The 25,385-nt window shown below is 71.7% G+C and carries 20 protein-coding genes; 11 read left to right on the top strand and 9 right to left on the bottom strand.

The features are described 5' to 3' along the window. Positions 1 to 2 precede the first annotated feature (2 nt). Together POL25_RS14720 and wecC are read right to left on the bottom strand one after the other, a co-directional pair. A complete protein-coding gene (locus POL25_RS14720; RefSeq protein WP_272086639.1) occupies positions 3 to 1,616 on the bottom strand; it encodes a heparinase II/III family protein in 1,614 nt (537 codons plus the stop codon). Beyond that, on the bottom strand, positions 1,613 to 2,884 hold the full coding sequence (gene wecC / locus POL25_RS14715; RefSeq protein ID WP_272086638.1) for a UDP-N-acetyl-D-mannosamine dehydrogenase: 1,272 nt from the start codon (positions 2,882 to 2,884) through the stop codon (positions 1,613 to 1,615). The genes POL25_RS14720 and wecC overlap by 4 nt, the downstream gene beginning before the upstream one ends. A 33-nt stretch (positions 2,885 to 2,917) precedes the next feature. Between wecC and wecB the strand changes: the two genes are divergently transcribed. From wecB to POL25_RS14700, 3 genes are all read left to right on the top strand, one after another. Further along, positions 2,918 to 4,111 (top strand): non-hydrolyzing UDP-N-acetylglucosamine 2-epimerase, encoded by a 1,194-nt coding sequence (gene wecB, locus POL25_RS14710; RefSeq protein WP_272086637.1) that lies wholly within the window; start codon positions 2,918 to 2,920, stop codon positions 4,109 to 4,111. Between the two features lie 53 nt (positions 4,112 to 4,164). Further along, a complete protein-coding gene (locus POL25_RS14705) occupies positions 4,165 to 5,637 on the top strand; it encodes an MraY family glycosyltransferase (RefSeq protein ID WP_272086636.1) in 1,473 nt (490 codons plus the stop codon). A gap of 274 nt (positions 5,638 to 5,911) precedes the next feature. Further along, complete coding sequence (locus POL25_RS14700; RefSeq protein ID WP_272086635.1) at positions 5,912 to 6,109, top strand: hypothetical protein; 198 nt, start codon at positions 5,912 to 5,914, stop codon at positions 6,107 to 6,109. A 271-nt stretch (positions 6,110 to 6,380) separates the two neighbouring features. Here POL25_RS14700 and POL25_RS14695 read toward each other — a convergent pair whose 3' ends face one another. Further along, positions 6,381 to 7,949 carry a hypothetical protein gene (locus POL25_RS14695; RefSeq protein WP_272086634.1) on the bottom strand — a complete coding sequence of 523 codons (1,569 nt, stop codon included), beginning with the start codon at positions 7,947 to 7,949 and terminating at the stop codon, positions 6,381 to 6,383. Between the two features lie 421 nt (positions 7,950 to 8,370). Between POL25_RS14695 and POL25_RS14690 the strand changes: the two genes are divergently transcribed. Both POL25_RS14690 and POL25_RS14685 read left to right on the top strand, forming a co-directional pair. Then, positions 8,371 to 9,447: a type I glyceraldehyde-3-phosphate dehydrogenase gene (locus tag POL25_RS14690; protein ID WP_272086633.1), complete on the top strand. Its 1,077-nt coding sequence runs from the start codon at positions 8,371 to 8,373 to the stop codon at positions 9,445 to 9,447. Positions 9,448 to 9,580: 133 nt separating this feature from the next. After that, positions 9,581 to 9,760: a hypothetical protein gene (locus POL25_RS14685; RefSeq protein ID WP_272086632.1), complete on the top strand. Its 180-nt coding sequence runs from the start codon at positions 9,581 to 9,583 to the stop codon at positions 9,758 to 9,760. Between the two features lie 55 nt (positions 9,761 to 9,815). On the opposite strand, the gene POL25_RS14680 is transcribed toward POL25_RS14685, so the two are convergent. Continuing rightward, positions 9,816 to 11,210, bottom strand: a complete 1,395-nt coding sequence (locus POL25_RS14680) for an FAD-binding oxidoreductase (protein ID WP_272086631.1) — start codon at positions 11,208 to 11,210, stop codon at positions 9,816 to 9,818. A gap of 18 nt (positions 11,211 to 11,228) precedes the next feature. Next, positions 11,229 to 11,624 carry an iron-sulfur cluster insertion protein ErpA gene (gene erpA, locus POL25_RS14675; RefSeq protein WP_272086630.1) on the bottom strand — a complete coding sequence of 132 codons (396 nt, stop codon included), beginning with the start codon at positions 11,622 to 11,624 and terminating at the stop codon, positions 11,229 to 11,231. Between the two features lie 387 nt (positions 11,625 to 12,011). On the opposite strand from erpA, the gene POL25_RS14670 reads away from it, so the two are divergent. Next, positions 12,012 to 13,556: a hypothetical protein gene (locus POL25_RS14670; protein ID WP_272086629.1), complete on the top strand. Its 1,545-nt coding sequence runs from the start codon at positions 12,012 to 12,014 to the stop codon at positions 13,554 to 13,556. Between the two features lie 303 nt (positions 13,557 to 13,859). Here POL25_RS14670 and ligD read toward each other — a convergent pair whose 3' ends face one another. After that, the gene (gene ligD, locus POL25_RS14665) at positions 13,860 to 14,771 is read right to left on the bottom strand and encodes a non-homologous end-joining DNA ligase (RefSeq protein WP_272086628.1); all 912 of its coding nucleotides are present in this window, start codon (positions 14,769 to 14,771) and stop codon (positions 13,860 to 13,862) included. 282 nt (positions 14,772 to 15,053) lie between these two features. On the opposite strand from ligD, the gene POL25_RS14660 reads away from it, so the two are divergent. From POL25_RS14660 to POL25_RS14650, 3 genes are all read left to right on the top strand, one after another. After that, a complete protein-coding gene (locus POL25_RS14660; RefSeq protein WP_272086627.1) occupies positions 15,054 to 15,710 on the top strand; it encodes a hypothetical protein in 657 nt (218 codons plus the stop codon). 39 nt (positions 15,711 to 15,749) lie between these two features. Next, positions 15,750 to 16,784, top strand: a complete 1,035-nt coding sequence (dusA, locus tag POL25_RS14655) for a tRNA dihydrouridine(20/20a) synthase DusA (protein ID WP_272086626.1) — start codon at positions 15,750 to 15,752, stop codon at positions 16,782 to 16,784. 269 nt (positions 16,785 to 17,053) lie between these two features. After that, positions 17,054 to 17,959, top strand: coding sequence for an NAD(P)-dependent alcohol dehydrogenase (locus tag POL25_RS14650; RefSeq protein ID WP_272086625.1), 906 nt, complete (start codon positions 17,054 to 17,056; stop codon positions 17,957 to 17,959). 355 nt (positions 17,960 to 18,314) lie between these two features. On the opposite strand, the gene POL25_RS14645 is transcribed toward POL25_RS14650, so the two are convergent. Next, a complete protein-coding gene (locus POL25_RS14645) occupies positions 18,315 to 18,983 on the bottom strand; it encodes a TetR/AcrR family transcriptional regulator (protein ID WP_272086623.1) in 669 nt (222 codons plus the stop codon). A 95-nt stretch (positions 18,984 to 19,078) separates the two neighbouring features. Here POL25_RS14645 and POL25_RS14640 point away from each other — a divergent pair, with 95 nt between their 5' ends. Beyond that, positions 19,079 to 20,359, top strand: coding sequence for an efflux RND transporter periplasmic adaptor subunit (locus POL25_RS14640; protein ID WP_373372072.1), 1,281 nt, complete (start codon positions 19,079 to 19,081; stop codon positions 20,357 to 20,359). A 12-nt stretch (positions 20,360 to 20,371) separates the two neighbouring features. Further along, a complete protein-coding gene (locus POL25_RS14635) occupies positions 20,372 to 23,515 on the top strand; it encodes an efflux RND transporter permease subunit (RefSeq protein ID WP_272086621.1) in 3,144 nt (1,047 codons plus the stop codon). 56 nt (positions 23,516 to 23,571) lie between these two features. Here POL25_RS14635 and POL25_RS14630 read toward each other — a convergent pair whose 3' ends face one another. Continuing rightward, positions 23,572 to 24,306 (bottom strand): hypothetical protein, encoded by a 735-nt coding sequence (locus POL25_RS14630; RefSeq protein WP_272086620.1) that lies wholly within the window; start codon positions 24,304 to 24,306, stop codon positions 23,572 to 23,574. A gap of 185 nt (positions 24,307 to 24,491) precedes the next feature. After that, a complete protein-coding gene (locus POL25_RS14625; protein WP_272086619.1) occupies positions 24,492 to 25,385 on the bottom strand; it encodes a DMT family transporter in 894 nt (297 codons plus the stop codon).

Genomic DNA, 25,385 nt, shown 5'->3' with positions numbered 1-25,385 from the left:
GCTCAGGTCTCGAGCTCGAAGGCGATCTCGAGGCCGCCGGGACCCACCGGCAGGGCCAGGCAGTGGCGCGGGGCCGGGCGCGACATGGCAGTCCAGCCCGCCGCGGCGGTGGCCTGCCAGCGCTGGTCGGCGGGGCCGCGCACGGCGAAGCCGCGGCCGCCGGGGGTGCGCCCATGGACGACCGGGCCGTCGACCGCGACGACACAGGTCTGCGGGAGGTGGATCCGCATGGTCGCAGGGACAGGTTCGCCGTGATCGGGCAGGACGCGGTCGCTACAGCGCAGGGAGCGGCCGTCCCACGCCAGCCGCCGGTGGTGCACCGCCCGCGAGCGGAAGCCGCGTACGCCGGCCGAGACCTCGGATGTCCCGAAGGACAGGTCGACGAGCTCGCCGCGGCCGCCGATCCGGTGGCTGGCCCAAAGTTCATGTTGGTCGGCGTCGCCGGGGCCGACGGTGACGGTGTTGTGGGCGCGGGTGCTGCGGGCGTAGGCCCGCTCGGGGCCGACCTCGTAGGTGCCGACGCCGGCGTCGACGACGATCCGCTCGCCGCCGAGCGAGAGCTCGTAGCCGAGCCAGTCGGCGTGGATGTGGCCGACCTGCTGCGGCATGCCGAGGCCGCCGGCGTTCCACAGCAAGGTCCACGGGCCCCAGGCGCGGCGGAACAGGCCGGAGGCGGGGGCGTTGTGATCTGTCCCCTGGGACAGGCTGATGCCGCAGCGAGTCGCCAGCGCCGCGGGGGTGACGAGGCCGCGCTGGCTGTCGCCGAACAGGGCGACGTCGCCGTCGGGGTGGGCGAAGGCCGGCAGTACGGCGAGCATGCGCGCGAGGTTGTCGCGCAGCGCCCGGCCGGCGCGTGGGTCGACGCGCTCGGGCCCAAGCGCGACGACGCCGGCCAATTGCTCGGCGAGCAGGCAATGGTAGGAGGGCGTGCGCTCGCGGTGGAAGCCGTCGAGCGCGAGCTGCTCGCCGGTGACGGCGGCGAAGCGGGCGACCGCGGGCGCGAGCAGGTGGGCGCGCGGGCCGTCGAGGGCCAGCGCGCCGGCGGCCAGCGCGGCGAGGTCGGTCCACAGGTGATTGCCGTCGAGGTGGAGCTCGAGGTGGCGCTCGAGGTGCCGCAATTGCCCGGCGAGCGAGGCGAGCAGCCGCCGGCGGGTCATGCCGTCGAGATCGTCGATATGTCCCGAGAGCCAGCCGAGCCAGTGCAGCGCCCGCACGGCGGTCGGGTACGGCTCCCAGCCGACGCCCTCGGGGTGGTGGACGATCCAGTGATCGATCGTCGCCAGGGCCAGCGCGGGCGGGAGCCGCTGCAGCCAGCCGTGGTAATGCAAGGTGTAGAGGTAGAGCGGGCCGACCGGCGGGTCCCAGCCGGCGCGCAGCGGGTCGTGCGGCGGCTGTCCCAAGAGACAGACGCCATCGGGGCTCGGCTCGCCCTCGGGGGTGGGCGCGGGCAGGCGCGCGAGCAGGCCGGTGACGCCCTCGAGGCTGGTGGCCTTGGGCCGGCGCGCGGGGCCGCCGAGGCGCCGCCGCAGCTGGTAGGCGATCTGCCGCGGAGGCAGGTGCGAGGCCGTGCGGAAGAGCGTCCCGGGACCGTGACGGAAGAGCCGCGAGCTGGTCATACGCGCCTGTTGTCGGCCCCGGCCAGGAGGCCGACGGTGTCGACCACCATGACGCGGAGCAGGTCGGCGGAGCGCAGGCGGCGGAAGTCGCGGTGGGCGACCAGGAGGACCAGGATGTCGGCCCGCGCGAGCGCGTCGTCGAGCCCGACCAGCGGGCAGCCGGCGATCGGCGAGGCGCTGAGGTGCGGCTCGACCAGCAGGACGTCGCCGAGGGACTCGCGGTGCACGGCCTCGGCGATGTGCAGCGCCGGGCTCTCGCGCAGGTCGTCGATGTCTGGCTTGTAGGCCAGGCCGAGCAGGGCGATGGTCGGCGCGCGCAGCTTGCCGGCGAGGCGGCGGATCTGGCCCAGGACGCGCTCGGGGCGGCCGTCGTTGACGGTCCGCGCGGCCTGGATCAGCGGGGTGTGCTCGGGCGCGCTGGCGGCGATGAACCACGGATCGACGGCGATGCAGTGGCCGCCGACGCCCGGCCCGGGGCGCAAGATCTGGACGCGTGGGTGGCGGTTCGCCAGCCGGATCACCTCCCACACGTCGAGGCCGAGGTGGGTGCTGACGTTGGCCAGCTCGTTGGCGTAGGCCACGTTGACGTCGCGGTAGGCGTTCTCCGCCAGCTTGGTGAACTCGGCCACCTCGGCGCTGGTGCGGTGGACCTCGGCGCGCACGAAGCCCTCGTAGAAGACGGCGCAGCGGTCGGTGCAGGCGTCGGTGAGCCCGCCGACGATGCGCTCGTTCTCGACGACCTCGCGCAGCACGGCGCCGGGCAGCACGCGCTCGGGGGCGTGGGCGACGAACAGGTCCTTGCCGATGACGAGGCCGCTCTCGCGCAGGATCGGGGCCACGAGGTCGCGCAGGGTCCCGGGCGGGACGGTGGATTCGAGGACGACGAGGTTGCCGGGCCGCAGCACGGGCACGAGGGCGCGGCTGGCGGCTTCGACGGCGGCGAGGTCGGGGCGGTGGTCGGAGGTGATCGGTGTGGGTACACAGATCAAAAAGGTGCGCGCGGGGACGGGCTCGGGGACGGCGCGCAGGGTGCCGGCGAGCACGGCGGCGCGCACGAGGGCGTCGAGCTCGGGCTCGACGATGTGGATCCGCCCGGCGTTGATGGTGTCGAGGATGTCGCGGCGGAGGTCGAAGCCGGCGACGCGACGACCGCGCGTGGCGAGGACGGCGGCGGTAGGTAGGCCGACGTAGCCGAGGCCGACGACGCAGACGTCGAGATCGAGCGCGGCCGCACCGTCGGGTTGGGGATCGTTCAGGGAAATGGTCACCGGCTTTTCGGACATGCTATCTGGGTCGCGCCGATGCCGTCCACTGGGCCCCGGATCCTCATCGTTCTCGGGACTCGACCCGAGGTGATCAAGTTGGCACCGGTGGAGCGCGCGCTGCGGCAGCACACCGACTGGCAGGTGTCGCTGTGCTGCACCGGGCAGCACCGCGAGCTGGTGCCGCCGATCTTGCAGACGTTCGGGCTGCAGTGCGAGGTCGAGCTGAGCGCGATGACGCCGGCGCAGTCGCTTTCGAGCCTGATGGCGCGCCTGCTCGACGGGATCGATCCGGTGCTCGACGCGCTGCGGTTCGACTGGGTGGTCGTCCAGGGCGACACCACCACCGCGCTCGCCGGCGCCCTCGCGGCGTTTCATCGCAAGATCCCCGTCGCCCACGTCGAGGCCGGCCTGCGCACCCAGGACCTGACGGCGCCGTTCCCCGAGGAGGCCAACCGCCAGCTGATCGCCCGCCTCGCCAGCCTCCACCTCGCGCCCACGCCCTTGGCCCGCGAGGCGCTGTTGAGCGAGGGCGTGGCCCCGGAGGCGATCGAGGTCACCGGCAACACGGTGGTCGACGCGCTGCGCTGGGCCTCCAGCCGCCTGCCGCTCGAGGGCGCGCCGGCGCCGGAGCTGATGCGCTTCACCAAGGGCCGGCCGTTCGTACTGGTCACCGGCCACCGCCGCGAGAGCTTCGCCGGCGGCCTGGCAGCGGTGTGCACCGGCCTCGCCACGCTGGCCCGCGCCTATCCAGGGGTGGATTTCGTGTACCCGGTGCACCTCAACCCGGCGGTGCAATCGGCGGCGCGCGGGCAGCTCGGGGGGCTCGGCAACGTGTTCCTGCTCGAGCCGCTCGAGTACATGGCGACGGTGTGGCTGCTGAAGCGCTGCATGTTCGTGATCACCGACTCGGGCGGGCTCCAGGAGGAGGCGCCGGAGTTCGGCAAGCCGGTGCTGGTGACCCGCACGACCACCGAGCGCACCGAGGGTGTGACGGCCGGCTGCGCGGTGCTGGTCGGCTACGACACCGATCTGCTGGTGACCACGGCGCGCCGCTGGCTCGATGACCCGGCCGCCTACGCGGCGGTCTGTCCGCGCAAGAACCCGTACGGCGACGGTCGCGCGGCTTCGCGCTGCGTGGCGGCGCTGCGCCGACGACTGGGCTTGCCGGCGGCGACGGTGACGCCGTGGCCCGAGGTCCGGATCGAGCGAGCTGCGACCGACATGAGGTAGGATCGCCGGGTGAACGTCGGCGCACGTGGATGCGGGAACGCCGGGGGGCCCCGGTGAGCGCCGCCACGTGGGTGCTGTGGATCGCGGTCGCGGTGGCGTTCGTGCTGGTGGCCGTGGCGATGCCGTGGGCGATCCGGGGCTGGCGCGCGCTGGGCCGCTCGGACCGCGAGATCAGCCTGCGCAAGGTCCATCAGGGCGAGATCGCGCGGGTCGGCGGGTTCGTGATGATGGTGGCGATCGGCGCGGTGGCGTTCCGCGGGCTGGTCGGTACCAGCGAGCTGTCGCTCGTGCACGAGTGGCTGTCGCGCAATCCGCTGAGCGGGGCGCTGCTCGGGGCGCTGCTGTGCGGGCTGGTCGGGCTCTACGACGATCTGGTCGGCGCGCGAGCGCGGGTGAAGCTGGCGCTGCAATTGTTCGCAGCCGGAGTGGCGGTGTTCGCCGTCGGGCTGCGCTGGCCGGCGCTGGCCGAATTGCTCGGGCCGCTGGCGGCGATCGAGCCGGTGATCACGCTCGGCTTCCTGGTGGCGTCGGTCAACGCGATCAACCTCAGCGACGGGCTCGACGGGCTCGCGGGCGGCAACACGGCGATCGGCCTGGCGGTGGTGCTGGTGGCGACGCTGCTGCACCCGCAGCCGGACCTGGCGCTCGGGTGGGTCAGCGCGGCGGCGCTGGGCGGGGTGCTCGGGTTTTTGGTGCACAACCGCCACCCGGCGCGCGTGTTCATGGGCGACGCGGGCAGCTATTTCCTCGGGTTCCTGCTGCCGGCGCTGCTGCTGCAGATCGCGCCGGTGCCGGAGCGGGTGGCGATCATCGATGTGTCGCTGCCGCTGCTGGTGCTGGCGCTGCCGCTGCTCGACATGGGGCTGTCGATCGCGCGCCGGGCCGCCCGCGGGCAGCCGATCTTCGCGCCCGACAGCGATCACATCCACCACCGCCTGCTGGCCCGCGGGTTCACCCACGGCCGCGGGGTGGTGGTGCTGTGGCTGACGACGGCGATGTTCTCCGGGCTGGCGCTGCTCAACGTGATCGGCGTCGGCGGCTGGTGGACGCTGACGGGCGCGGTCGCGGGGCTGCTGGTGGTCGCGGGGCTGCTCGGCTACCACGAGCTGCTGCGCCACCTGCCGGCGTTCACCGGCGACCGCCTGGTGCTGCGCGACCGCAGGCGCGCGGTGATCGAGCTGCTGGCCGACTTCGATCGCCTGTCCGAAGAGACAAGGCGAAAAGAACATGTCTTCAAGGACATGGAGGACCCGGCGCTGGCGCGCTGGCGCGAGCTGTCACCGTCGCTGGCGCCGATCTTGACGCGCATCGGGGTGCCAGGGTTCGAGCTGCGCCGCGGGACGGCGACGGCGGTCAAGAGCGGCGACGATTCGCAAGCGTGGGGGTTCCTCAGCCTGCCGCTGCCGCAAGGCGCGGAGCTGCGGCTGGCGCTGGTGGCCCGCTTGCCCGAGCTGCAGCCGGAACAATTGGTGCTGCTCGAGCGGGTAGTGGGGCTGCTGGCCGATCAATCACCGTCGCACCGATGAGGCGATCGCCCGTGCGGTGATTCGCTGCGGTCGGCGATCGAACGATGATTCCATCAGCGCGCGTGGTGACGGTCCTCGCAAATGTCCGTGATGTATCGGCACGGTCGCGAGTCTTCGCATTCGCCGTCACGTGGCGGTGCCCACGCTGCTTGCGCAAGCGGTGGGGGGTGAAGACCTCTGCACCGGTATTGGGCTGCCCTGGACCGGAGAACTCAGGAATTGTCGGCGGCTTGGCCGCGAGCGGGACCCCGGTCTATAGTCCAGCCAGGTCTTCATGAAGTGGGTCGAGATCAGGCACGAAGGAGACGGCAACCGCGGTGCCGCGTACGTGGCCGAAGTACCCGGCGGCGTGCTCGTGCGGACGGTGACGCACCTGATCCTCCACACCGGGTTGTATGTGTCGGAGGCGCTCGCGTTCGTGCCGAACGTCGGCCTCGCCGACTTCGAGCGCAAGCCGAAGGACGAAGACTAGCGGGTGCTCCGCGGTCACGCCGGGCGTGACCCGGGCGAGCCGGAGCGGGTAGCGACGTCGAGGTCCCGTCGGGACGGGCCGTGAGGCGGTGTTGCGCGGGCGACCGCGAGCGACTGCGGAGCAGCGCTCCGTGGGCCGCGAGAGGCGTCGAGGACGGGCTCGCTGCGGCGGATGACCGCGAAGCGGCGCGCCGCAGCCCGAAGGCTGGCCGGGGCTCCCGGCGGTCACGGGACGTCCGTGGGCTGGGTTCTGCGGATGACCGCGACGCGGCTCAGTTGCGCTTGCGGCGGTCGGTCTCGGGCTCGGGGCCGCGGACGGCCGCGGAGTAGCGGTCGGGCTTGCGCTGCAGGACCATCAGCGTCGGCGCGCGGTCGGCTTCGAGGCCGAGGGCGCCGGTGACGAGCGACGACTGCGACGAGGCGGTCTCGAGCAGCGGCTTCAGGCGCTCGGGGGCGACGGCGAGCACGGCGGACAGCAGGTCGTCGGCGGAGTCCTTGGCGGACTCGCCCTCGGCCGCGGCCTTGGCCCAGCGCTGGACCACGGGCATCGGATCGGGGCCGATGACGACGAGCAGGCCGCCGGCACGCGGGTCGGCGGCGAGGGCGACGCGCAGGCGGCCCTTGTCGTCGAGCAAGGGCTTGCCGACGGCGGGGACGTGGCGCGAGACGCCGTCGACGGTCAACAGATGGACGGTGGGGTTGTCGCCGACCTTTTTGAAGCTGGCCCCGGGGACATCCGCGAACATGCGCGCGAGGCTGAGGTTGTCGACGAGCGTGCGGAGGCAGCCGACGAGGTCGCGATAACCAGCGGCCGGGTCGTCGGCGCCGAGGCCGAGCCGCAGGTGGCGGGCCGGGCCGGTGCCGATGAGGACGCGGCCGTTCCAGCGCCGCAGGGCCCGGGCGGCCTGGTCGACGAGCGGGTCGAGCATCAACTTGGCGGCGAACCCGGCCCGGTCGACGCCAGCGTTCATCTGCTTGATCGCGTCGGCGACGGCCTTCTTGTGGCCGGGCCAGCGCGTGCTGACGCCGGCCGCGAGCTCGGGGACCTTGAGCATGCCGGTCAGGGCGCCGTCGGCGATGTCCGGCGAGCTCGGCAGCGGCTTGCCAGGGTCCTCGATGACTTGCACGTCGAGCGCGTGCAGGCCCTGGCCGGCGCCGGCGATCCGGGCGTAGGGGAACTCGGGCATGACGGCGCGGGCGCGGGTGTCGGCGAGGGTGAACCACAGCGGGCGCTCGCCGTAGGCGGCGGGCAGCTGGCGGCTGGTGGCGAGGCCCTGCAAGCTGTCGGCGAACACGAGGTTGTGGGTCTGGGCGTCGAGCCAGGCGAGCCGCGGCGCCGGGGGCTTGCCATCGGCCGGGGTGCTGTCGCCGGCGGGCGCGGGCAGCTGGACGGCCCCGAAGTCGCCGACGGTCTCGAGGCCCTTGAGCGCGTCGCTGACGCTGGTCCCGGGGCGCACGGGCAGGACGACGATGTCCTCGCCCGCGACGTGGACGCCGGCCCAGGGGCGATCGCCGACGACCTGCGAGGCGAGCCGGTCAGCGAGCTCGGCCGGGGCCTGCATGCGCAGCGTGAACCCGGCAAAATCCGCGAGCGAGGGGACGTCGGGCAAGTAGGCGTCGATGCCGGCGAGGAGCTCGGCCGGTTTGGCGATGAAGGCGCCAGCGTCGGGTGTCTGGGACAGCGGATGCGCGGCGGGCAAGGCAGGGCCCGCGGGCATGCCGGCGCGCGGCGGGGCGGTGGTGGAGGAGACGCGCTGCGGGGCCTTCTTGCAGCCCGGGGCGGCCAGGACGGTGGCAGTGACGAGGGCAGCGGCGAGGGCGACGTGGCGAGGTCCGGGCATGCGCGTGCGTAACGTAGCAGGTGGGCGCGCTGGACGCATGCGCGGGCTCACGGCTTCGGGGTGAGGAGGCGGGCGAAGACGGGAATTGTCGCGGCGAGCGAGCACGACGCGCGGACGAAGGGCGCGGCGAGAATCCTCAGCGAGCGCGACGAGAGGAGACGCGGACGAAAGCGGGCGGGCGAGATTTTGGTCGAGCGCGAAGAGCGGGCGTTCTGCGGCGAGGATTCTCGGGGGCGCGACGCGGGGACGGGGGCGGGCGAGAATTCTCAGGGGATCGGGCATGCGAGGCGTGGCGACGGCGCGGAGGAACGATCGCGGGGCGCGGGCGGCAATTCGAGCGGCGAGCGGCGCGAGGAGCGGGCCCGCGGGCAGGGGCGCGGCGTTGCGACGGCGGGGGGGTTGACCTATCCTCCGCCGCGCAATGACGATCCGCCTGGGAATCAACGGAATGGGCCGCATCGGGCGGCTCGTGCTTCGACACGCGCTGGCGCGGAGCGCCGACTTCGCTGGCTCGGGGGCCGTGCGCAAGGGGCCGGCGATGCAAGTGGTCGCCGCCAACGACCTCGCCGACGCCGACGAGCTGGCCTACCTGCTGAGCCACGACTCGGTGCACCGCTACCAGCTGCCGAAGGCCCGCGCGGAGGGCGGCGCGCTGCACGTCGGCGACGGCTCGGTCACCCTGTTCAAGGAGCGCGACCCGAGCAAGATCCCGTGGGCCGACCACGGCGTCGACATCGTCATCGAGGCGACCGGTAAGTTCACCACCGGCGAGCAGATGGCCGGCCACCGCGCCAACGCCAAGGGGCCGTCGCACGTGATCCTCGCGGCGCCGGGCAAGAACGTCGACAAGACGCTGGTCGTCGGCGTCAACGAGGATGACTTCGATCCGGCGAAGGACCGCCTGGTGTCCAACGCGAGCTGCACGACCAACGCGCTGACGCCGGTGCTGGCTGTGCTCGACCGCGTGTTCGGGGTGCGCTGGGGCCTGGTCGGCACGACGCACGCGTACACCGCGGGCCAGGGGCTGGTCGACGGGCTCGCCGGCAAGGACCTCCGCCGCGGTCGCGCCGCTCCGAGCAACATCGTGCCGACTTCGACCGGCGCCGCCAAGGCGATCTCCGAGGTGCTGCCCAACCTCAAGGGCAAGTGCGACGGGACGGCCGTGCGCGTGCCGGTGGTCGACGGCTCGCTCTACGACGTGGTCTGCCAGCTCGAGGGCGAGCCGGCGCTGGCCCGCGTGATCGAGGCGCTGCGCGAGGCCGCCGCGACCGAGGCGCTGCGCGGGGTGCTCGATGTCCGCAAGGAGGCGCTGGTGTCGAGCGATATCCTCGGCGACCCGCACTCGAGCATCGTCGACGTCGACGCGTGCATGGGCCTCGGCGCGCTGGTGAAGATCGTCGGCTGGTACGACAACGAATGGGGCTACTCGGGCCGCGTGCTCGACCTGGCCGCGATCGCCGGCAACTGGATCGTGGCCAATCGCGGCAAGCAGAGCTGAGCGGCGCCGCCGAGCTCCGTCGCGCAGGCGACGGAGCTCAGGGTGCGATGAATCGCAAGCGGCGCGGATCCTGGCGCTGGTCGGCGATTCCGAGGACGAGAATGTGGCTGTTCGGCAAGCGGGCGTAAGCGCGGTGATTCGGCTCGTGTTCGTGGGCCCGGAGGAGCTCGTCCCGTCCGAGCAGGAGCTCGCCGAGATCGAGGCTGTCTGGGAGGAAGAGGTGCTCCGGATCGCCAGGGAGCACGAGGAGGGGCGCGCGAGCTCGGTCCCGTGGGAGCAGGTGCGGGCGCAGCTGTTCGGCCAGCGGGAGTGACGGGTTCGCCGCAATGGTCGTATCCGATGGGATGCGAACCAGTCGCATCATTCGGTCAGGCCGGCGGGAAGACCTTGCCCGGATTCAGGATGTTCTGTGGGTCCCAGGCGCGCTTGAGGGCCAGCTGTAGCGCGCGCAGCTCGGGCGATTGCTCGAGCGGCATGTAGGGGCGCTTGCTGAGGCCGATGCCGTGTTCGCCGGAGAGCGTGCCGCCCAGAGCGATCGTGGCGGCGAACAGGTCGGCGACGCAGCGGCTCACGCGGTCGCCGATGTCGCTGCTGGCCTTTGGGTCATACAGGAAATTGACGTGGAGGTTGCCGTCGCCAGCGTGGCCGAAGCTGGCGACGTCGACGCGATGGCGGGCGCCGATCTCCCGGGCGGCGGCGGCGAGATCGGGCAGGCGGGCCAGCGGGACCGCGACGTCTTCGCTGATCTTCTTGGGCCAGTGGGCGCGCAGGGTCAAGCTGAGGGCGCGGCGGACGTCCCACAGCGCCTCGCGGGTGGCCGCGTCGGTGGCCTCGGCCACGGCGAGAGCGCCGGCTTCGCGGCAGAGATCGGCGGCGCGCAGCAGGGCGCGGTCGAGGCCGGCGCCGTCGCCGTCGAGCTCGACCCACAGCAGGGCGCGCGCGCCCGGGGGCAGCTCGACGGCCAGCTTGCCGGTGCGCGCGAGTAACTCGGTACATGTCCGATCGGCCAGCTCGAGCGCGGCCGGGGCGACGCCGCCGGTGAGGCAGCGGTGGACCGCGTCGCACGCGGCGGCCTCGTCGGCGAACGAGGCCAGCAAGGTGACGGCGAACGGCGGACGCGGGATCAGCCGCAGTACGCACTGGGTGACGACGCCGAGAGTGCCCTCGCTGCCGACGAGCAGGCCGGCGAGGTTGTAGCCGGTGACGCCCTTGATCGAGCGATGGCCGACTTCGTGGCGCACGCCGGTGCCGTCGACGACCTCGAGGCCGAGGACGAAGTTGCCGGTGACGCCGTACTTGCACGCCCGCGGGCCGCCGGCGTTGGTGGCGACGTTGCCGCCGACGCTGCAGATCTTCAGGCTGGCCGGGTCGGGCGGGTAGAACAGGCCGCGGGCCTCGACGGCGCGGTGGAGTTCGCCGGTGAGCAGGCCGGGCTCGACGACGGCGAGCATGCTGCGCTCGTCGATGTCGACGATCGAGCGCAGGCCGCCGAGGTCGAGCACGACGCCGCCGTGGTCGGCGAGGCACCCGCCGACGGTGCCGGTGCCGGCGCCGCGCGGACTCAGCGGGACGCCGAGCGCGTGGCACAGGCGGACCAGCGGAGCGACCTCGGCGCGCTCGCGCGGGCGCACGACCAGGCCCGGCATGAACGGGCCCTCGGCGCCGTCGTCCCGCGCGTAGGGCTCACGCTCGTCGACGACGACGTCGGCCCCGAGCTCGGCACAGATCCGCGCGTGCAGGGCGGCGAGGTCGAGCACGGCCATGGCCCGCGAGGCGAACGACTAGACCGAGAACGAGCTGCCGCAGCCGCAGGAGCCGGTGGTGTTGGGGTTGTTGAACTTGAACCCCGCGCCCTGCAGGCCCTCGACGTAGTCGATGCTGGTGCCCATCAGGTACATGAAGCTCATCGCGTCGCACACGAGCTTGACGTCCTGGCTCTCGAAGTGGTTGTCGCCTTCGACGGGCTCGTCGAAGTAGAGGTCGTATTGAAAGCCGGCGCAGCCGCCGCCCATGACCTTGACGCGCAAGGCGTAGGTGCTCTCGATGGCCTCGGTCTCGCGGATCTCGCGAATCTTCGCGGCGGCGGTCTCGGTGACCTCGAGGGCGCCCGTCATCGGCGGGTCGTGGGCTTCATGCTGGGTCGGCGTCGCGGGCGCGGTCTCGGTGGCTACGGACATCAGGGCTCCAAAGTTGACGTTCGGGTAGGATGGTGCGCAGCCCCGGACGGGTCAAGCCTGCGGCCCTGCAGAAGCGGGTGCGGCATGCCACGCGCGTCGCGGCGGCGAACACGGCGATCGCCTCGCCGCCTCGGTTCGCGGGCGATGCAGCGCGGCGCGTCGAGGCAGCGAGCCGATGCTCACCACATCGCGCTGAAGCGGCCGAGGACGCCCGTGCGACCGATCTGTGTCCCCGTGCAAGTAAAGCGAAATCCTTCACCCACGCTGCGTGGCCAGGTGAGAATGGGCGCCAGGCGGTGTTTGACAGCGACGGCGACCTTCCCCTACCGTGGCGATGCGGCAGTTTTGCCGCAGCCGCACGAAGTCGGCCCGGAGCTCGGAGAACGCATGCGACGAACCCACGCCACCACCCTCACGCTCCTCACGCTCGCGCTGTTCGCGGGCGCGCTTCCCGCCTGCGGCGAAGGCCGGCAGGAGAGGCTCGAGCGCGAGATGGAGTACGCGAAGGCCGGCCGCAAGGACGACAAGGGCGTGGCGATCCCCGAGATCCCGCCGGACGAGATGCGTGAGGCGCTGCGTCCGCTGCTGGTCCACATCTACTCGAACACCGAGCGCCTGCCCGACGTGATCGAGGGCGACGTGGAGCCGATGGACGGCCGCAACTACGTGCTGCAGCCGGGCGTGCTGGCGGTGGTGACGGTCAAGAAGGGGCTCAGCAAGGCCGACAAGGCGCGAGCGATCATCCTCGGGGTGGCCGACGCCGACGCGTGGACGTTCCGCAAGAACGCCCGCAAGGAGTTCGCGCTGCTGGTCGAGAAGCTCAAGTACAGCTTCGGCGACGAGACCAAGGCGAAGGTGCTCGACGCGTACCCGCACCTCAAGCTGCTCAGCTTCTTCGGCTCGCCCGAGGCCGACAAGGCGCTCGGCGAGCTGTCCGGCGACGCCAAGGGCGTGGCCGAGGCGATGCGCAAGGAGTACACCGACGGCAAGCAGGACATCTGGAAGAAGTGGATGGGCGTCAAGATGTACGCCCGCCGCCTGGTCAGTCAGGACGAGCCGTTCCGCAGCGTGCTGAAGAAGATCGCCAAGGACTTCGGCCAGGAAGAGGTGCCGCCGAAGCCGTTCAAGGAGTCGGTCGATGCGCCGTTCAAGGCCTGGGCCGAGGCGATCGAGAAGGACGAGAAGCTGCTGACGATGCTCACCAACTACAAGGAGCTGCGCGACCGCGTCGATTTCCTCGGTGAGGCGCACACGGTGTGGGCGATCGAGGGCGGACCGCTGGTGCCCGAGCGGGCCCAGGGCGTCACGATCGACAAGAAGATCGGCTACGGCTTCTTCCGCGAGGACCTCGGCGGCGGCTACAACGACCTGGTGTTCGTGTTCAGCAAGAAGCTGGGCGGCAACGAGCTCAAGCGGGCGTTCCTCCACTCGTTCCTGTTCCGCCAGCTGCTCACCGACTTCCAGCTGCTGTCGACCGCCGGCACCGACTTCGCCAAGCGCGACATGGACGGCCAGATCGACATCGGCACGGCGACGGTGCCCGACAAGTACGACCCGCTGTACGCCAGCTGCGGCGGGACGGCGGCGCTCGAGACGATGCTCTACAGCTTCAACAGCGAGTTCCCGCTGCTGAACGGGGTGCCGTCGAAGGTCAAAGACTCCGAGGCGGCCCTCAAGGTGGCCCACAAGTGCATCGTCGACGGGGCCGCGGGCGACATCAAGATCCCCGCCAAGTCCGACGAGTTCGACACCGAGGGCCCCGCGCCCGCGTCGCGGCTGGCGCTGTTCCAGATGCTGGCCCGCTTCGAGAACATCAAGGTCAATACGTCCGTGCTCGCCGGCGACCAACGCACCGAGGAGGACGACGCGATCGACGAGGGCGAGAAGCTGCTCAAGCAGCTCAAGGCCCAGGCCGACGCGAAGAAGGAGTAAGCTGTCCCGAGGGACAGGCCCGAGACCTCGCCCCGGCGGGGTCTCGGCAATTCGAGATTGCGAGGTCGCGGTGAGGACATGTCCTGAGGGACATGTTTCCTGGGTACGGCCTCGTGACCCGGCGCCTCAGGAGCGTCGCGTATGTGACATGTCCTGAGGGACATGTTGATTGCCGTGCGCAGCCTCGTGGCTCGGCGCTGCAGGAGCATCACGCGGAGAGAACACGTCCGGAGAGACATGCTCGCGGCCGAGGTCGCGACCTCGCCGAGTCATTTGACTGCTGTCCAGAAGGACAGGCGCGGATCAAAGGCTCGCCAGGGCCTCGCTGGCGTCGGCGAGCGAGCGGGCGTGGCTGTGGATGTCGCGCCACAGGTCGCCGACGTCCCACAGGCGCTCGCGCACGTTGCGGACGTGCCAGCGGCGGGCGTCGAGCTCGGGGTCGTCGAGCTCGTCCCAGCCGATCGGCACGGCGACGGGGGCGCAGGGCAGGGCGCGGGCGCTGTAGGGCGCGACGGCGGTCTGGGCCTGGCCGTTGCGCAGGTAGTCGACGAACACCCGGTCGCCGCGCTTCTTTTTATTGATATCCATGGTGAAGCGCGCCGGGTCGCAGGCGACCAGGTATTGCGCGATCTTGCGGGCGAACTCGCTGACGCCGTCGCAGTCGAGCTCGCGGTGGATCGGCGCGACCACGTGGAGGCCGCGCGAGCCGGTGGTCTTGACGAACGGGACCAACCCGAGCGCGGGCAGCAGGTCGCGCAGCAGCCTGGCGCCGTGGCGGACCTTGGCGAAGTCGTCGTCGCTCGGGTCGAGGTCGATGATCAGGAGGTCGGGGCGGTCGAGGCTGTCCCGCAGGACGTGGCACGGGTGGAACACCAGGCAGTTCTGGCTGGCCAGGAAGACCAGCGTCGCCTCGTTGTCGGCGACGGCGTAGACGGTCTCGCCGCTGTGGCTGGCGAGCGCGAGGCGGTGCACGTAGGCCGGGAAGTGCTCCTGCGCGGCCTTTTGAAAGTAGCCGCGGGCGGCGATGCCGGACGGGAAGCAGTGCAGGCTCAGCGGCCGACCGGTCAGGTGCGGGACCATGAAGGGGGCGACGTCGCGGTAGTAGGTGACGAGCTCGCCCTTGCTGATCTGCTCGTCGGGGTAGAGCAGCTTGTTCGGGTGCGTGACCTCGATGCTCTCGCCCTCGACTACCAGTGTCGTGATGCCCTTGGCCACGCTCCCGCTCCCCCGTGAGGTCCGCATGCTGCCTCGAACGGCCCGGCGACGCCACGCGCGCAGCCGCGCGAGCCCGGGGCGCGCAAGCGCGCACGAAGGGTGACCTGGCGGATCGGTCAGGTGTCACGATCGGCTGCTCGCGGGGATGGAGACGATGATGGCTTTGAGGACATGTCCTTTGGGGAATGTCCTGTGAGGCGCGGCGGGCGGCCCGCGGCGGGCGTGAGCGCGGCATCACACGCGTCGCGTGGCGGCTCGCGCGATCGCGCTACCTTTTCGAGCATGCGGGAGCTCGTCCTTACCACGTGGGTCGCCGTCGCGGCGGCCGGGTGCAACTACGAGAGCGGCGGAGGATCCACGAGGGCGACGGACTCGGCGGCGCCGGTCGACGACGGCGCGACGACGGAGGGCGCCGCGCCGGATACGACGACCGCGGCGACGGGCTCGGCGACAGGGGCCACCAGCGAGGTGGCGGCGAGCTACTGCCACGGGTTCCAGGCCGCGGCCGAGGCGCCGTTCCTCTCGCTCTACATCGTCGGCGGCGAACTGCTGACCGATGGGTCGCCGTGGCCGATCGAGTGCGACGAGGGGCGGTGGATGTTCGGGCTCTACCCGTCGCTCGGCGGCTGGGACCCGCACGCGAGCGAGGTGCGGCTCACGGTCGAGGTCGACGTCGCCGGCTTCGACCTCGGCGGCGAGGGTCATTTTTTCAGCGACGAGGTCGACTATCACATCGGCTGCGAGGACCCGTGGGCCGGGCTCATCGGCGTCGCGCCGGTGTACCTGCCCGAGGACGTGCACGACCCGGGGCAGCTCGACGGCAAGCCGGCCGAGGTGCTCGTGACCGTGCTCGCGGGCGACATGGAGCTGCGGGCCGAGGCGTCGGTGACGCTGTCGGCGCCGCGCGACGTGCTGCTGCAAGGCTGCTCGTACCCGTGAGGGGTTGACGCCGCCAGCGCGATCGGTCATCCCAGCCCGGTGGCGACGGCGGGCAAGCGAGGGGTCGTGCGCGCGCTCAGCGTGGCGCCGATGATGGAGTGGACCGACCGCAATTTCCGCTGGCTCATGCGCCAGATCAGCCGCCGCACGCTGCTCTACACCGAGATGGTGACGACCGGGGCGGCGCTGCACGGCGAGCGGGACATCGTCCTCGGCTTCGATCCGGCAGAGGGGCCGCTGGCGCTGCAGCTCGGCGGCGATGACCCGCGCGCGCTGGCCGAGTGCGCGCGCATCGCCGAGGACATGGGCTACGACGAGGTCAACCTCAACGTCGGCTGCCCGAGCGACCGCGTCCAGGGCGGGAACTTCGGCGCATGTCTGATGGGACAGCCGAGCCGGGTGGCCGCGTGCGTGGCGGCGATGCGGGCGGCGGTGTCGCTGCCGGTGACGGTGAAGCACCGGATCGGCATCGACGGCCGCGAGCGCTACGAGGACATGATCGAGTTCGTCGACGCGGTGGCGGCCGAGGGCTGCGACCGCTTCACGGTGCACGCGCGGATCGCCGTGCTCGCCGGGCTGTCGCCGAAGGAGAACCGCACGGTGCCGCCGCTGCGCTATCCGGAGGTGTACCAGCTCAAGGTCGAGCGGCCGGGGCTGACGATCGAGCTGAACGGCGGGGTGCGCTCGCTCGACGCGGCGGCCGAGCACCTGGGCGCGGGGGTCGACGCGGTGATGATCGGGCGCGCGGCCTACGAGGACCCGTACTGCTTCGCCGAGGTCGACCGCCGGTTCTTCGCCGAGGCCGAGGCGCCGCCGAGCCGCTTCGAGGTGGCGCGCCGCTACGCCGAGCACGCCGAGGCGCACCTGCGGGCGCACCCGCGGCGCAAGGCGTCTGCCGTGCTGCGGCACGTGCTGGGGCTGTTCACCGGCCAGCCCGGGGCGCGCGAGTTCCGGCGGATCCTCAGCGAGTCCCGCGACGAGCGGGACGTCGGGGTGCGCATGGAGGCGGCGCTCACGGCGGTCCGCCGGGCGCACGAGCGGATCGCCGAGCACCGCGCGGCCGCCGGGTCGTGAGCGGTGCGCGTGGTCGATGGATATGTCCTTCGGGACATGTTAAAATGGTCATGCGCGAATAGACATGTCGCATCGGCCATGTCGTGGCGGCCTGGGCCGACGCCGGGTGAGGTGATGGGGCGCTGGTCGTGGCGGGCGGGCGCGGCTACCATGCGTGGCATGCACAGCCCCGCTTCACGCCGCACGCCATGCGCTCGCCCTTCGTCGCGGGGGGTCCGGTGATGCGGGCGATGGCGCAGCGGAGCTGGGCTCAGGGCGAGCCACTGGTGATGACGGAGTTGCCGACGCCGACGCCGCGGGCCGGGGAGCTGGTGGTCGAGGTGCAGGCGATCGGGGTCAATCCGGTCGACTGGAAGATGCGCTCGCGCGGGCCGCTGCGGCTGGCGGCGCGGCTGATCGGGCCGCCGCCGCCGGTGGTGGTGGGGATCGATTTCGCCGGGGTGGTGACGGCGGTGGGCGCGGGGACGCGGGTGCGCGTCGGCGATCGCGTGGTCGGTGGGACCAACTTCGCCCGCAAGCAGCGCGGCAGCCAGGCCGACACAGTGGTGGTCCGCGACGATCAGGTGGCGACGCTGCCGGAGGGCTTCGACATCGTCGTCGCCGGGGCGCTGCCGGTCGCGGGGGTGACGGCGTCGATGTGCGTGGGCGAGGTCGGGCGGCTGCAGGCGGGCCAGCGGGCGCTGGTGCTCGGGGCCTCGGGCGGGGTCGGGCAGCTGGTGGTCCAGTTCGTGCGCCACGCCGGCGGCAGCGCGGTCGGGGTGTGCTCGACGCGAAACCTCGAGCTGGTCCGCTCGCTGGGGGCGACGGCGATCGACTACACGCAGGGCGATCCGCTGGTGGAGGCGCGCGCGCACGGGCCGTTCCACCTGGTGATCGACTGCGTGGGCGGCTACAGCGGGACGGCCTGCCGGCGGCTGCTGGCGCGCGGCGGGCGACATGTGATGATCGCCGGCGAGACGGTGGGCGAGGCCCTCAACGGGCTGGTACCGCCGTTCACGTCGAAGCTGGTGCTCGGCCGGCCGACGCGGGCGCGGCTGGAGCCGGTGGTGGCGGCGGTGGCGAGCGGGGCGGTGAAGGTCCGGATCGAGGCGACGATGCCGCTGACGCAGGCCGAGGCAGCGCTGGCCCGCAGCCGCGAGGGTCGACTGACGGGCAAGCTGGTGCTGCTGCCGTGAATCGGGCAGGACATGTCGCATGGGACATGTCCAGGAGGTCATGTTGAAGCGCGAGCGACCTGGCTGAGCCGATGCTCGGCTGAATGACGACCCGTGGAGGCGCGCTCCCGCCGAGCTTTGGACGCTGGCGGGTTCACATGTCCCGAGGGACATGTCGGGGAGGCGAGCGACCGCGTCTCACGTGTCCTCGCTGCGACGAGCGGGCTGAGCAGTTCGGCGGTTCTCGATCGTGGGCCGGGGCGAGATCTCGCTGAAGAGCGCCTCACGCCGAGGTCGGCGCCGGCGGGTCGCGGGGGAAATCACATGTCCTCGGGGACATGTAGGTCTCGGACCTCGCGTGTGCCGAAGCTTCGGGTCAGGTCGCGGACTCGGGCGAGGCTTGCGCCGGGCGGTAGGCGGCGAGGAACACCGCGACCGCGCGCTGGACCGTGGCGACGATGGCCGGTTCGAGCGGGTCGGGGAGCACGCCGAACTGCGAGCGGACCGCCAGGTCGCCCTTGCACAGCAGGAAGAACTGGATGCCCGCGGCGTGCACGTCGGGGAGGTTGAGGGCGCCGAGGTCGTGCCAGCGGCGCAGGTACTCGGCCATGGCGGCGTGCATCGCCGCGGGGCCGCGCTCGTACAGCAGCGCCCCGAGCTCGGGGAAGCGCGCGACCTCGGCCGCGGTGTTGCGGTACAGCGCGACGATCGCCGGTGCGAGGACCAGCGACACGAGGTGCTCGCCCACGGCTTGCAGGGCCGGAGCGATCTCCCCGTCAGGCTCGCTGCGCAGCAGCTTGCAGCGAAGCGCCTCGCGCAGATCGTCGGCCTCCTCGGAGAAACAGGCGACGAACAGCGTCTTCTTGTCGAGGAAGTGGTTGTAGACGGTGGCCTTCGAGACCCCTGCGCGAGCTGCGACCTGGTCGACGCTGGCGCGCTCGAAGCCCATCTCGCCGAACACCTCGCGCGCGCCGGCCAGGATCTGGCGTCGCTTCGGCGAGTGCTCCAAACCGCACGGGCGCGCCGACTTGTCCGGGTGAGTCATCCGACGGGATTAAACTGAACGGTACAGTCTTGACCGTCAAGCACCCGCAGAGCATTGTTTGTGCGGTCGCGGTCGACGCCGCGCAATTTCGCTCCATGCTCGCGTCCCGGCTCTTTCCCCTGGTGTTGCTCGCGCTCGTGGCCTGTGGCTCGCCCGGGTCGGCAGCGGCCCCGAAGTCGGCCCCGGGGCCGGTCGAGGTCGGGGTGCTGACGCTGGCGCCCACCCCCGTGACCCTGACCCGCGAATTGCCGGGGCGGGTTTCAGCGCTGCGGGTCGCCGAGGTGCGGGCGCGCGTCAGCGGCGTGGTCGAGAAGCGGCTGTTCGAAGAGGGCAGCGAGGTGAAGGAGGGCCAGGCGCTCTACCGCATCGAGGCGGCGCCGTATCAGGCCAGCCTGAAGTCGGCGAAGGCCAGCCTGCGGCGGGCCCAGTCGGGGCTGAACTCGGCGCGAGACATCGCCCAGCGCGACGAGGAGCTGATGGCCAGCGCCGGGGCGGTCAGCGCCGAGACGGCGGAGCGCTCGGCGGCGTCGCTGCAGTCGATCGAGGCCGACATCGCGGCCAACAAGGCGGCGGTGCAGTCGGCCCAGATCAACCTCGGCTACACCAGCGTGACCGCGCCGGTGAGCGGACGGATCGGCCGCTCGGCGGTGACGGAGGGCGCCTACGTGCAGCAGTCGCCGGCGACGCTGATGGCGACCATCCAGCAGATCGACAAGGTCTACGTCGACGTGACGCAGTCGACGACCGAGCTGCAGCGGCTGCGCCGCGAGCTCGAGAGCGACGCGCTGCGCCCGGCCGGGGAGGCGGCGACGGTCACGTTGCTGCTCGAGGACGGCAGCAAATATTCGGAGACGGGCACGCTCGAGTTCACCGACGTGACGGTCGAGCCGGGCACCGGCTCGGTGGTGCTGCGCGCGGTGTTCCCCAACCCGCGCGGCGAGCTGCTGCCAGGCATGTTCGTGCGGGCCCGCGTCGACCAGGGCGAGGACCCGGCGGCGCTGCTGGTGCCGCAGCGGGCGGTGACCCGCGACACCCGCGGGCAGGCGTGGGCGATGGTGGTCGGCGCCGAGAACAAGGTCGAGCGGCGCAAGCTGGTCGCCGATCGCGTGGTCGGCAACGCCTGGCGCGTGACCTCGGGGCTGTTCGCCGGCGAGCAGGTGATCGTCGACGGGCTGCAGAAGATCCGCCCGGGCGCGCAGGTCACGACCGTGGCCGCCGCGCCCGACGAAGCGCCCGCCCCGGGCGACAAGCCGCCCGAGGCGGTCGCAGCCGGCGACGGCAAGGCCGAGAACCCACCCGCCGCCGCCGCGAGCGAGGGCAAGGCCGAGGCGGCGCCCGCCGCCGGCGAAGGCAAGGCCGAGGCGGCCAGGCAATAACAGGAGTCGCGCGTGTCGAGGTTCTTCATCGATCGACCGATCTTCGCCATCGTCCTGGCGATCATCGTCGTGCTGGTGGGCGGGCTGGCGATCGTGTCGCTGCCGATCGCGCAGTACCCCGCGATCGCGCCGCCGACGATCTCGGTCAGCGCGAGTTATCCGGGTGGCTCGGCCAAGACGCTCGAGGACACGGTCACGCAGGTGATCGAGCAGCGTATGGTCGGGCTCGACGGGCTGCGGTTCGTGTCGTCGTCGAGCGACGGCACCGGCTCGGCCCAGTTGACGTTGACCTTCGAGCCGGGCACCGATCCCGACATCGCCCAGGTCCAGGTGCAGAACAAGCTGCAGCTGGCGATGCCGCAGCTGCCGCAAGAGGTCCAGCGCCAGGGCGTGCGCGTCGTCAAGTCGGCCAGCAACTTCCTGATGATCGCCGGCTTCGTGTCGATGGACGGCAGCATGACCCGCAACGACATCGCCGACTACGTGGTGTCGGCGCTGCAGGACCCGGTCAGCCGCGTGCCGGGCGTCGGCGACGTGCAGGCGTTCGGCTCGCAGTACGCGATGCGGGTGTGGATGAACCCCGACAAGCTCATCTCGTACAAGATGACGCCGCTCGACGTGGTCGCGGCGATCCAGGCCCAGAACGCGCAGGTCTCGGCCGGGCAGTTCGGCGGCCTGCCGCAGGTCAAGGGCCAGCAGCTCAACGCGACGATCACGGCGCAGACGCGGCTGCAGACGGCGGAGGAGTTCGCGGCGATCTACTTGCGCGTCAACCCCGACGGCTCGCAGGTGCGGCTGCGCGACGTGGCCCGCGTCGAGCTCGCGGGCGAGAGCTTCGACGTCGAGAGCTTTTATAACGGCAAGCCGACGGCGGCGATGGGCATCCGCCTGGCCGTCGGGGCCAACGCGCTCAACACCGCCGACGCGATCCGGGCCCGCCTGGTCGAGCTCGAAGCGTTCTTCCCGCCCGGGCTCAAGACGGTCTATCCGGTCGACACCACCCCGTTCGTCAAGATCTCGATCAAGGAGGTCATCAAGACCCTGGTCGAGGCGATCGTGCTGGTGTTCGCGGTGATGTATCTGTTCCTGCAGAGCTTCCGCGCCACGCTGATCCCGACGCTGGCGGTCCCGGTGGTGCTGATGGGCACGTTCGGGGTGCTGGCGGCGTTCGGCTACAGCATCAACACCCTGACGATGTTCGGCATGGTGCTGGCGATCGGCCTGCTGGTCGACGACGCGATCGTGGTGGTCGAGAACGTCGAGCGCATCATGCACGAGACCGGGCTCGAGCCGCGCGAGGCGACCCGGCGGTCGATGGACCAGATCACGGGGGCGCTGATCGGCATCGCGCTGGTGCTGGCGACCGTGTTCATCCCGATGGCGTTCTTCGCCGGCTCGGTCGGCACGATCTACCGCCAGTTCTCGATCACGATCGTGGCCTCGATGGCGCTGTCGGTCGCGGTGGCGATGATCCTGACGCCGGCGCTGTGCGCCACGCTGCTCAAGCCCGGGCACGGGCTGGCCACGCGCGGGTTCTTCGGCCTGTTCAACCGCGGCTACGAGCGCACGGCGAACCTCTACCACCGCGGCGTCGCCGGGCTGCTGCGCTGGCGCAAGACCTCGATGCTGGTGTTCCTGGCGCTGACGGCCGGGGTCGCGGTCGGGTTCATGCGCATGCCGACCGGCTTCTTGCCCGAGGAGGACCAGGGCTCGATCACCGTGCAGGTGCTGCTGCCGCCGGGGTCGACGATGGAGCGCACCCGCGTGGTCATGGCCCAGCTCGGCGACTACTTCCTGCAGCAGGAGGGCGACGCGGTCGAGTCGGTGCTTTCGATCTCCGGGTTCGGCTTCAGCGGTCGCGGGCAGAACTCGGGGCTCGCGTTCATCCGCCTGCGCGACTGGAAGGACCGCGAGGCGCCGGAGCTCAAGGCCAGCGCGGTCACCAAGCGCGCGACGATGGCCTTCAGCAAGATCAAGGAGGCGACGGTGTTCGCGTTCGTGCCGCCGGCGATCTCCGAGCTCGGCAACGCGACCGGCTTCCAGCTGCAGCTGCAGGACCGCGCGGGGCTCGGGCACGAGGCGCTGATCGCCGCGCGCGACGGGCTGCTCGAGCTGGCGATGAAGGAGCCGTCGCTGACCAAGGTGCGTCAGGGCGGGCTCGACGACACGCCGCAGTACCGCATCGAGGTCGACCGCGAGAAGGCGGCGGCGCTCGGCGTGGCCCTGTCCGACATCAACGCGACGCTGGCGGCCACCTGGGGCGGCATCTACGTCAATGATTTCCTCGACCTCGGGCGGACCAAGCGGGTGTACCTGCAGGGCGACGCGCCGTACCGCATGCAGCCCGACGACATCAACCGCTGGTACGTGCGCAACAGGACCGGCGAGATGGTGCCGTTCTCGGCGTTCGCCAGCGGCAACTGGACCTTCGGCTCGCCCAAGCTCGACCGCTTCGGCGGCTACCCGACGATCCTCATCCAGGGCGAGCCGGCCCCGGGCTTCAGCTCGGGCGACGCGATGGAGACGCTCGAGCGGCTGATGACGCAGATGCCGAACGGCGTCGGCCACGAGTGGTCGGGCCTGTCGTACGAGGAGCGGATGTCGGGCGCCGGGGCGATGATGCTCTACGCGTTGTCGCTGCTGGTCGTGTTCCTGTGCCTCGCCGCGCTGTACGAGAGCTGGTCGATCCCCATCGCCGTGCTGCTCGGCGTCCCGCTCGGGGTCGCCGGCGCGGTGTCGACGACCCTCATCTTCGGGTTCGCCAACGACGTCTACTTCCAGGTCGGCCTGCTGACGACGATCGGCCTGTCGGCCAAGAACGCGATCCTCATCGTCGAGTTCGCCAAGGAGCTGCGCGAGCACGGCAAGAGCGGGGTCGAGGCCGCGCTCGAGGCCGCCCGCGAGCGCCTGCGACCGATCTTGATGACCTCGCTGGCGTTCGGCCTCGGCGTCCTGCCGCTGGCGCTGTCGGCCGGCGCGGGCGCGGGGGCGCAGAACGCCATCGGCGTGGCGGTGCTCGGCGGCGTCACCACCGGCACGATCCTCGGCATCGCCCTGGTCCCGGTGTTCTACGTGGTGGTCGCCCGCCGCGACCCGCCGCCGCGCACGGTGGCGCAGGTGCCGGCGCCGGTGAAGGAACCTTCGGACATGGTCTGAGAGGCATGTCCTGATGGGCATGTCCTGATGGACATGTCCTCAGGGACCGCCAGCGGCTACGCGCCGCCGCAGGCGAGGGCGATCTGGTCCTGCTGCGCGTCACAGCCGGCGCGCATCTGGAACTCGAGGCACGGCAGCTCGGTGAGGCAGGCGTACCACTCGTCGTAGGCGGTGCCGCACGCGGTGCCGTAGGCGTAAGCCTGGTAGTTGAGATAGGCCTGACACGCGCCGGCGGCGTAGTCGGGCACAGGCGTGCCGTAACACTCGGCCTCCTTGGCGGCGAACGCGACGCAGATCGCGCCGGCCTCCGGCAGGCAGCCGTCGGCGGCGTCCCACTCGGCCTCGCAGGCGGATGGATCCTCGCACTCGCTGGTCCCCAGGCACACGAAGGCGGCGTCGTACAGGGCGAGGCAGGCCGGACCGTACACGGCCTCGGTCCGGCTCCGGGTCATCGAGCAGTAGGCGAGGTACGCGTCCATCATCGGCTCGAGCCCGGGCTCGCACCTGAGCAGGTAAGCGACATAGGCCTGGCAGGCTTCGTCGGCGCTCCCGGTGTCGGTGGTGTCGCCGGTGTCGGTGGTGCCGCCCGGGTCGGTGGTCGTCGGCCCGGTGGTCGGCTCGGTGGTCGCGCCGTCGGTCGCGCTGCTGCCGGTGCCGTCGGTGGTTCCGGTCGTCGGGTCGGTGCCGCCGGTGCCGCCGTCGGTGGTGGCACCGCCCTTGGGGTTGCAGGCGACCGGCAAGCTCCCGAGCGAGAACAAAAAGGCGAGGCTGCGATAGGCCGAAGATTCCATAGACCGCCAATGTATCGCGTCCGCGCTCGCGCTGTGAAGACGGACGGAGCGGCGAGGGACGTGGGGACGCCCGGCGACAGGGCGGTGATTCGCGGCCCGAACGATGGGCTCAGGCCGTCGGCGAATGGGTGCGCGCGCGGGGCCCGGCGAGGATGTCCGTGGCGCGAAGGACCGCGAATCGCCGCTCAGGCGCCGCGGCGCAGGCGAGTGACGCGGCGCTCCTCGAGCTGGAACAGGCCGACGCCGACGAGCACGATCGCCCCGCCGGTGAGGGTGAGGGCGCCGAGCTTCTCGTCGCGGTAGATGCTGCCGAGGACCACGGCGATCGGCGGGGTGATGAGGGCGACGAGGGCCATGAGGGTGGCGCTCAGCCGCTTCAGCAGGCCGTAGTAGATCATGAAGGTGACGATCGAGCCCATCAGCGCGAGGTAGCCGACCGAGAGCACGACGGGCGGCGTCCACGGAAACGGCCGCGACCACTCGCCGGCGAGCCCGGCCACCAGCGCGAGCACGATGCTGCCGATCAGCATGCCGGCGCCGCTGAGGAACACGGTCGGCACGTCCTTGCCGTCGCGCTTGATCATGACCTGTGGGAAGCCCTGCACGAGCACGGAGCAGGTGACGATGCCGACGCCGAGCGCGGTGTCGGCCCCGAGCTCGCGCAGGCTGCCGTACGAGAGCAGGGCGAGGCCGGAGAAGCCGAGGCCGATGGCGAGCAGCTTGGCGAGGGTGAGCCGCTCCTTGAGGATGAAGTGAGCGAGGACGGCGACCCAGAACGGGAAGAAGCCGAAGGTCAAGGAGCCGAGGCCGGAGGGGATCCACAGCGCGGCGATGTAAGTGCAGCCGTAGCCGAAGCCGAAGCTGAGCAGGCCGACCAGGAGCGCGAGCCGCCAGGCGGTGCGGTCGCGGAAGGCGGCCGGGGCCAGGACGCGCGCGGCCGGCAGCAGCAGGGCGGCAGCGATGGCGAACCGCAGCGAGGCGCCGAGCAGCGGCGGCATGCCAGCGTCGACGCCGAGCTTGATCGCCAGCCAGGTCGAGCCCCAGATCAGGCACAGCAAGATGTAGCCGAAGGCCGCCAC

Source organism: Nannocystis bainbridge (genome assembly GCF_028368995.1).
Lineage (GTDB): Bacteria > Myxococcota_A > Polyangia > Nannocystales > Nannocystaceae > Nannocystis > Nannocystis bainbridge.
The sequence above is the reverse complement of the archived record's forward strand: the minus strand, read 5'-3'. Positions and strand labels throughout refer to the sequence as shown.

Bases quoted from the DNA above. Each gene is read 5' to 3' on its own strand.
- wecB (WP_272086637.1), top strand. From the start codon at position 2,918: ATGCCGTCCACTGGGCCCCGGATCCTCATCGTTCTCGGGACTCGACCC.
- POL25_RS14660 (WP_272086627.1), top strand. From the start codon at position 15,054: ATGCGGGAGCTCGTCCTTACCACGTGGGTCGCCGTCGCGGCGGCCGGG.
- POL25_RS14640 (WP_373372072.1), top strand. From the start codon at position 19,079: ATGCTCGCGTCCCGGCTCTTTCCCCTGGTGTTGCTCGCGCTCGTGGCC.
- POL25_RS14650 (WP_272086625.1), top strand. From the start codon at position 17,054: ATGACGGAGTTGCCGACGCCGACGCCGCGGGCCGGGGAGCTGGTGGTC.
- POL25_RS14720 (WP_272086639.1), bottom strand. From the start codon at position 1,616: ATGACCAGCTCGCGGCTCTTCCGTCACGGTCCCGGGACGCTCTTCCGC.
- POL25_RS14680 (WP_272086631.1), bottom strand. From the start codon at position 11,210: ATGGCCGTGCTCGACCTCGCCGCCCTGCACGCGCGGATCTGTGCCGAG.
- erpA (WP_272086630.1), bottom strand. From the start codon at position 11,624: ATGTCCGTAGCCACCGAGACCGCGCCCGCGACGCCGACCCAGCATGAA.
- POL25_RS14645 (WP_272086623.1), bottom strand. From the start codon at position 18,983: ATGACTCACCCGGACAAGTCGGCGCGCCCGTGCGGTTTGGAGCACTCG.
- POL25_RS14690 (WP_272086633.1), top strand. From the start codon at position 8,371: ATGACGATCCGCCTGGGAATCAACGGAATGGGCCGCATCGGGCGGCTC.
- POL25_RS14700 (WP_272086635.1), top strand. From the start codon at position 5,912: ATGAAGTGGGTCGAGATCAGGCACGAAGGAGACGGCAACCGCGGTGCC.
- POL25_RS14695 (WP_272086634.1), bottom strand. From the start codon at position 7,949: ATGCCCGGACCTCGCCACGTCGCCCTCGCCGCTGCCCTCGTCACTGCC.
- POL25_RS14630 (WP_272086620.1), bottom strand. From the start codon at position 24,306: ATGGAATCTTCGGCCTATCGCAGCCTCGCCTTTTTGTTCTCGCTCGGG.
- POL25_RS14670 (WP_272086629.1), top strand. From the start codon at position 12,012: ATGCGACGAACCCACGCCACCACCCTCACGCTCCTCACGCTCGCGCTG.